Here is a 6,004-nt window from a genome sequence, read left to right on the forward strand (position 1 = left end):
TTTGACCCCTCTTGATTTGGAATCGTTTGGTGAGAGATACGCGCCCTCTATGCAGCACCACCATCAGAACCTATCACCGGCTGATGATCTCCACAGGGGCTCTGTCTCGGCGTCCGGCCAAGGCGCTTCGAAGTCGGGTATGACCGCGGCGGCAGTAAAAGACGACTTTGGTGACAGCAACGAATGGGCGCTCGAGGCCGTCAGAACGACGCCAACCGATCGTACCCCTCTCTCGGACGGTTAAGTGAAATAAACCGCATCACTTCGCAGAAGACGATCAGTTAGCAGAGAACGCCGTCACTCAAACTTTGCTGTGAGCGGGATGTCACAGCCCGTGCGCGTCATCGTAGCTTTTAGCGTACTGGCGCCAGTTCTCACGAAGTTCGCCCTCGGCTTTCTGCCAAGTCCAGTCGACAGGATCCTTCGGCTGGTCTCGGCGGTAGATCCGATCGAAATGTACGAATCCGTGCGCGTTGTCGACTCGAGCGATCGCCTTGCTCTCCCCACTCGAGAGGCTGTAGTAGACCGTCACCGCAAAGTCGTCGACAACATCAAGAGACGGCGACGCGCTGACCCGAAGGGAGAACTCGTACCCGAGAAATGAACCGAGCTTGTACCCGTATTCCTGCGTCATCTGGCTTAAAGCGAGGGAAGGAAGCCCACCCACTTAGTCTTAGCCGCACAAAATATGTATGCTATATTGAGTAGTTAGTTGATTAAGAAAACAAAACCGGGCAAAGGGATTTATGTGTTGAGGTATAATACAACGATAAGACAGCAGCCATACTCCGATGTCAGTCCATATCTCTACCGAAAAAAAGCGGTCAATGATGGCTCGAGCGCTGGCGAAAGAAGGGTTCGAGGACGTTTATGTTCTCGATGCCGATAGCGCAGCTGAAGTTCTGACGCCGAAACGGCGAGCAATCCTGAACCGCCTCGCTACCGGCGACGTCCATTCTGTCCGATCGCTTGCCGACGAACTCGATCGTGACAAGGGTGCTGTAAGCCGAGACCTTGAACTGCTTGCGACCCACGATCTCGTCACGTTCGATCGCGAGGGCAAGCGGAAGCTCCCCAAGAAGAAACACGAGACGGTCGTCGTCGAGCCTGTCGTGTAGGTTTGGGCCGTCACTCCTCGAGTTCACTCGTCGACAGGGATACCGGTGAGTAACCAGCGCGAACGTGTGAGGATACCGGCCTTTCGGTAGGTCTTCTCCTTCTCGACGTATTTGACCAGCCTGTTCTCCAGGGGAGACCGATGGGACACACGTCGGGATCTGCACGGACTGTGCCGAAGTGCACCTTCAGAAGAGAGGCCTGCTTTAGACGTTTACTCTTTTCCCGTACTCGGCTGGATAGACGCATCTACAACCGTGTCTTAGACGCGCAAGGTAGGGTGCAAGCAGGGAAAACCGGGTTCCGCGAGCGGGATCTATCGTATCGAAAGAGTAGGTTGGGCGGGATGATGGAAGGCGGTGCAAGACAATGCGTCGGGATATCATTCAGTGCGATGGATCACCCTCCATGTTACCATTCAACACTATCATGGGTAATAAAGTTACACTCTAACGAGGCAGGTGTAGGCAGAACGGGGGATCCTCGAGTCGTCGATAGCACTGAAACAGCGTGTCATAGAATACGTCTCACACCCTCTACCTGACGATTATACAGCTCTCAATTCGCGTACGAGCCTGTAGTTTCGCCAGTTATTGTTTTTGTTCAAGATAAATACCGTGAATAATGGTTATTGAGAACTATCGTATGACACGCTCACGAGTATAGCTTAGCTATAGTATTCTCCAAGTACCTGATTTGCCTCTAACACAATCTGGTACGTCTCTTTATCAACGGCAGGTTCATACTTTGGCCATCTGCCTTCTTTCACTTCATTTACAATTCCCATATCAACAAGAACGTCGATGTGTTCGATAACCGTTTTGCGTTGTAATCCAGTGTGATCTATTATATTTTGTTTTGACAGCGGTTGATACTCTTCAGACCAGCGGAGGTCTAAGAAGAAATCAGCGAGATCTTGTCTCGCCTTGCTTGCATATAGGGTTCGAATATAGGTAGGAGAGTTCTGTTTCTCAAATTTATCCCACTCAATCGTAGGGTCGTTTCGTTTCTCATCTGTGGATCTATCTCGTTCCTCACGTCCATTCCACTCGCTCTCTCCGACTACCCAATAAAGAGAAACACGCAGAAAGTCAGCTTTTGAATTAATCTCAATTTCTTCAGTAGCCACGACTAACTCAACCAAATCTTCGACAGTTGGTGGTACGCTGATATTGACAGAAGAACCTTGTTTCTGATATTGAAGATTGATCGGTTCAAAGTTTTCTACCCAATCACTTGGGGGAATAAGAAATCTTATCTCATACTCTTCCCGAATATCCTCAAACAGATCATCGTGGATATCCAGTATGTATGAAAGAAATATCCGGGCGGTACGATCTGCGGCTTTCGCTTGTGAAAGATCCCATTTATCTGCTAGTTGTTATGCAATTGCTGATAGCTCTCCGCTTATATCTTGCAAGGAGAGATAACCTGTTCGACGTTCCAAGTCAGCATCTCCCTTTTCATTTACATGGTCAACTTCTTTTGTCCACGGTTCGTCAACTGTTTCAGTCATAATACATACCATAGATCGAACCATCAATATATTTTCCATAAACTCCCAAGAAGCACCCGTCTTTAGTTAGGAGACGAATCGCGTGACAGCGGTGGCTTATCGAGGTATGTTTGCGGAAGGAACGAGGAGGCGGCAAGTGTGCAACAAGACGCCTCCTCATCTCGAATTATGCGTCGGCTCACTACACTGTTTCTCTCCGAGTTCCTTGAAGGGCACGCCGAGTTCCTCGGCGTGGTCGAACGCGACCGCAAGCTCCAGATTCCTGCCTTCGTCTGGGCATTCGTGTTCGGCTTCGCCGCAGGCGAGAGTCGAACACTCACTGAGTTCAGACGGAGCTACAACGCTACAGCGGATGAAACGATCTCTCCTGGCAGATTCTATCAGCGACTGACGCCCTCACTCGCGGAGTATCTCCGCGACCTCGTCGAGGTCGCGCTCGATGGGTCGCTGTCCCGGATACAGTTGATGCAGATTTCGACTGGTTCAGCGTCACTGACGAAAAAGCACACGACAGCACGGAGTTTGACACGGGTCCGTGGCTCAAAGACCGGTTGGTACTGTTCGATCAAGCGTATTTCAAGTACCGTCGTTTCGCACTGATCGACGAGGATGACGGCTACTTCGTGAGCCGACTCAAATCAAACGTGAACCCGGTGATAACGGGAGAATTACGGGAATGGCGTGGCGACGCCATTCCTTTGGAGAGTGAGAAGATCCACGACGTGGCTGATGACCTCTATCGGCAGTATATCGATGTTGAGGTCGAAGCAGAATTCCAGCGCAGAGAGTATGCAGGGACGCAGTCGTGGGACACGAAGACGTTCCGTGTCGTCGGCGTCCGCAACAAGAACGCCGACGACTATCATCTCTATATCACGAATCTCCCGCGAGAAGAGTTCTTCCCGGCAGATCTAGCGACGATCTACCGCTGCAGATGGGAGGTTGAGTTGTTATTCCGCGAACTCAAGACACAATACTCGTTGGACGAGTTTACCACGAGCAAGAAGCACGTCGTGGAGATACTGCTGTATGCGGCGTTACTGTCACTGCTGGTCAGCCGTGATCTGTTGGATCTGGTCACCGAGCAGGCAGATGATGAGCTCGTGTTTCCACCAGAACGCTGGGCGGCGACCTTCCGGTCGCACGCCCAGCTCATCCTTCAGGAACTCGGTGAACACCTCGGTTACTCTCCGCCACCGTTGCTGGAACGGTTGATCGACGAGGCTCAGAAGATACACCAACAACGACCGATACTCCAAGAGAGGCTCGCTACCGCTACACAACCGAGGACTGGGGCCTAACTAAAGACCAATGCTATCTGTTCTTTGAGCTCGTAGAGTTCCTCAAGCGTGATCTCGTCAAGCTGACCCATTATCAAATCTACCACGTCTACCGGTAAATAACCTCCCTAATCACTATCAGTGTGTAGTAATGGCATTGAGTCAATAGTGCGTAATCAAGGGATTACGTAGCCCCGTTCCCTTTTATCCAGTGGAACGTGTTTCTTAGCTAAGCTGATCACAACTACTGCGTTCAGCGGTGCTATTCAAAAATGTCGCTTGGAGTAGACGCATTAGTTCTACAGTAATCGTCACTCCAATCCACATGGCGACCGCGATCGCCGTAACAAGATAAGAGTCGGCCGGGTCAAGTGCGTCGACCAGCTGATGTAGCCAGAAAAGGTTCCCCATTGTCGAGTTATGGATTACCTCTATCCAACCAACATAGGTTGGTGCAATCTTGTAGGCGTCTGGAACTAACGCAAACACGCCTCCCAGTAAAATGAGTGTACGGGGGATCCGTACACGACCAGGGAAAAGGGCAACCAGAACGGTCATTCCAGTTGCACCGATAGCGAAGTGTGTAAGAGCCTGTGACATCCAGATATACTCTGGCGACTCTCCATTTTAGTACACACAGGGTACTCCCCGTGAAAATCTCTCTGTCGATATGGTAGGTTATACAAATCTAACGCTATTCACGCTGCAATTTGGACCGAACGAGGACAATCTGGGCACACGGTTCGATAATATGGTTTTATTGTGACACAGTACCATGATCTATATGCAGGGGGCGTCGACATTGCCTGTTCAACCCCCTGCAGGGGGATTTAAGCTACCTCGGTTTCCCCTTCCGACGTAGCTTTTCAGTGCTATCGACGACTCGAGGAACCCCCGTTCTGCCTATACCTAACTCGTTAGGGTTAACTTTATCACCTATGGGAGTAATGAATAGTAATACGGCAGGGAATCCATCACACTAAATGGCATGCACCCGACGCGTTGTCTGCACCCCCTGCCGCCACCCCACCCACCCCTTTCGATACGATAGATCCCGCTCGAGGAACCCCGTTCTCCCTGCTTGCACCCTACCTCGAGCGTCTAAAACACGGTTGTAGATGCGTCTATCCAGCCGAGTACGGGAAAAGATGTGATGTTCTTTTATAACGTTTTAACTATAATATAGGTTGACGCATTTTCACCGGTTACAACGTGGAGTACCACACCTTGTAGCGCAACCCCATCTGCTACTTCCTGTGAAACAATTACATTATTGACTTCATGACCTTCATTCTCGAGGATGTCTCTAATGATTTCCTTTGGGTTTTCATCAAACTGTTCTTGTTCTTCATCATTTAGTCTTCCTTCTAACTCGTAAACTTCAGCTACCAATATTTCGCCTTTATCCGACGTTTTTCTTTGAATTTGTGACCGTGCCATGTTAGTTAACACACCTTCCTAGGATATATATCTATCATTATAAAAAATGATGTTTATTGAGCAGATTATTTTATTAATCGATGAACGCTCTTGTGAAGCACGTTGATTTTAGAGCGCAGCGTCGAGAGCATGTTTGAGTGCTTCTTCTCCTGGCTTTCTGTAGGATTGTTCCGCTATTGACAGCGCATGAAAATTCCTCTGGCCGACTTCAGGTCAATACGGGAAGTGTGGATGATTCGTTTCCGACTTATATAATAAGTCGTCACTCACAGAGCACGCCGCTCGAAAACCGATGTGAGTTCGACTTCGACTCGTGCAAATCGCGGGCGGGGTATAAGTCTCTTCCAGAAGTAACACACGAAACTGTCCCCGATATTAGGGTATCGGAGACGAGCGCGACTGCCAGTGAGAGACGGACATGATTCACGAAACATCTGAGCCTCAAGTGCGTAACGAATCGATAGACGTAGAGGCTATACAAATTGACGGTCACTACGTGTTGGTGGAAGAGGCGAACGACCACAGATGGATAGCAGCAAAGGAACCCGCTGAGGTTCGTGAGTAACTATATAGAGCGGAGCGTGTCATACAATGACTCTATGAAAATCCTGCTTTGAAGCCCCTGTGCGTGAATCAGGACAACAGGGGTTGG

At 49.8% G+C, this 6,004-nt stretch carries 5 protein-coding genes and 1 pseudogene; 2 read left to right on the plus strand and 4 right to left on the minus strand.

Going from position 1 to position 6,004, the window contains the following annotated elements; all coding sequences use genetic code 11:
• Window positions 1-325: 325 nt before the first annotated feature.
• Window positions 326-634 (minus strand): DUF7718 family protein, encoded by a 309-nt coding sequence (locus PGX04_RS07045; RefSeq protein ID WP_273737860.1) that lies wholly within the window; start codon window positions 632-634, stop codon window positions 326-328.
• Window positions 635-830: 196 nt separating this feature from the next.
• Here PGX04_RS07045 and PGX04_RS07050 point away from each other — a divergent pair, with 196 nt between their 5' ends.
• The gene (locus PGX04_RS07050; RefSeq protein WP_273737861.1) at window positions 831-1,118 is read left to right on the plus strand and encodes an HVO_A0114 family putative DNA-binding protein; all 288 of its coding nucleotides are present in this window, start codon (window positions 831-833) and stop codon (window positions 1,116-1,118) included.
• 665 nt (window positions 1,119-1,783) lie between these two features.
• On the opposite strand, the gene PGX04_RS07055 is transcribed toward PGX04_RS07050, so the two are convergent.
• Together PGX04_RS07055 and PGX04_RS07060 are read right to left on the minus strand one after the other, a co-directional pair.
• The gene (locus PGX04_RS07055) at window positions 1,784-2,245 is read right to left on the minus strand and encodes a helix-turn-helix domain-containing protein (RefSeq protein ID WP_273737862.1); all 462 of its coding nucleotides are present in this window, start codon (window positions 2,243-2,245) and stop codon (window positions 1,784-1,786) included.
• 252 nt (window positions 2,246-2,497) lie between these two features.
• Window positions 2,498-2,632 carry a hypothetical protein gene (locus tag PGX04_RS07060; protein WP_273737863.1) on the minus strand — a complete coding sequence of 45 codons (135 nt, stop codon included), beginning with the start codon at window positions 2,630-2,632 and terminating at the stop codon, window positions 2,498-2,500.
• 168 nt (window positions 2,633-2,800) lie between these two features.
• Between PGX04_RS07060 and PGX04_RS07065 the strand changes: the two are divergent.
• Window positions 2,801-3,933: pseudogene (locus tag PGX04_RS07065) on the plus strand (IS4 family transposase).
• A gap of 1,140 nt (window positions 3,934-5,073) precedes the next feature.
• Here the strand turns inward: PGX04_RS07065 and PGX04_RS07070 are convergent.
• On the minus strand, window positions 5,074-5,352 hold the full coding sequence (locus tag PGX04_RS07070) for a hypothetical protein (RefSeq protein WP_273737864.1): 279 nt from the start codon (window positions 5,350-5,352) through the stop codon (window positions 5,074-5,076).
• Window positions 5,353-6,004: the final 652 nt, after the last annotated feature.

This window comes from Natrinema soli, assembly GCF_028618695.1.

Excerpts from the sequence above, each read along its gene's own strand:
- PGX04_RS07045 (WP_273737860.1), bottom strand. The coding sequence starts at position 634 with ATGACGCAGGAATACGGGTACAAGCTCGGTTCATTTCTCGGGTACGAG.
- PGX04_RS07050 (WP_273737861.1), top strand. The coding sequence starts at position 831 with ATGGCTCGAGCGCTGGCGAAAGAAGGGTTCGAGGACGTTTATGTTCTC.
- PGX04_RS07060 (WP_273737863.1), bottom strand. The coding sequence starts at position 2,632 with ATGACTGAAACAGTTGACGAACCGTGGACAAAAGAAGTTGACCATGTA.
- PGX04_RS07070 (WP_273737864.1), bottom strand. The coding sequence starts at position 5,352 with ATGGCACGGTCACAAATTCAAAGAAAAACGTCGGATAAAGGCGAAATA.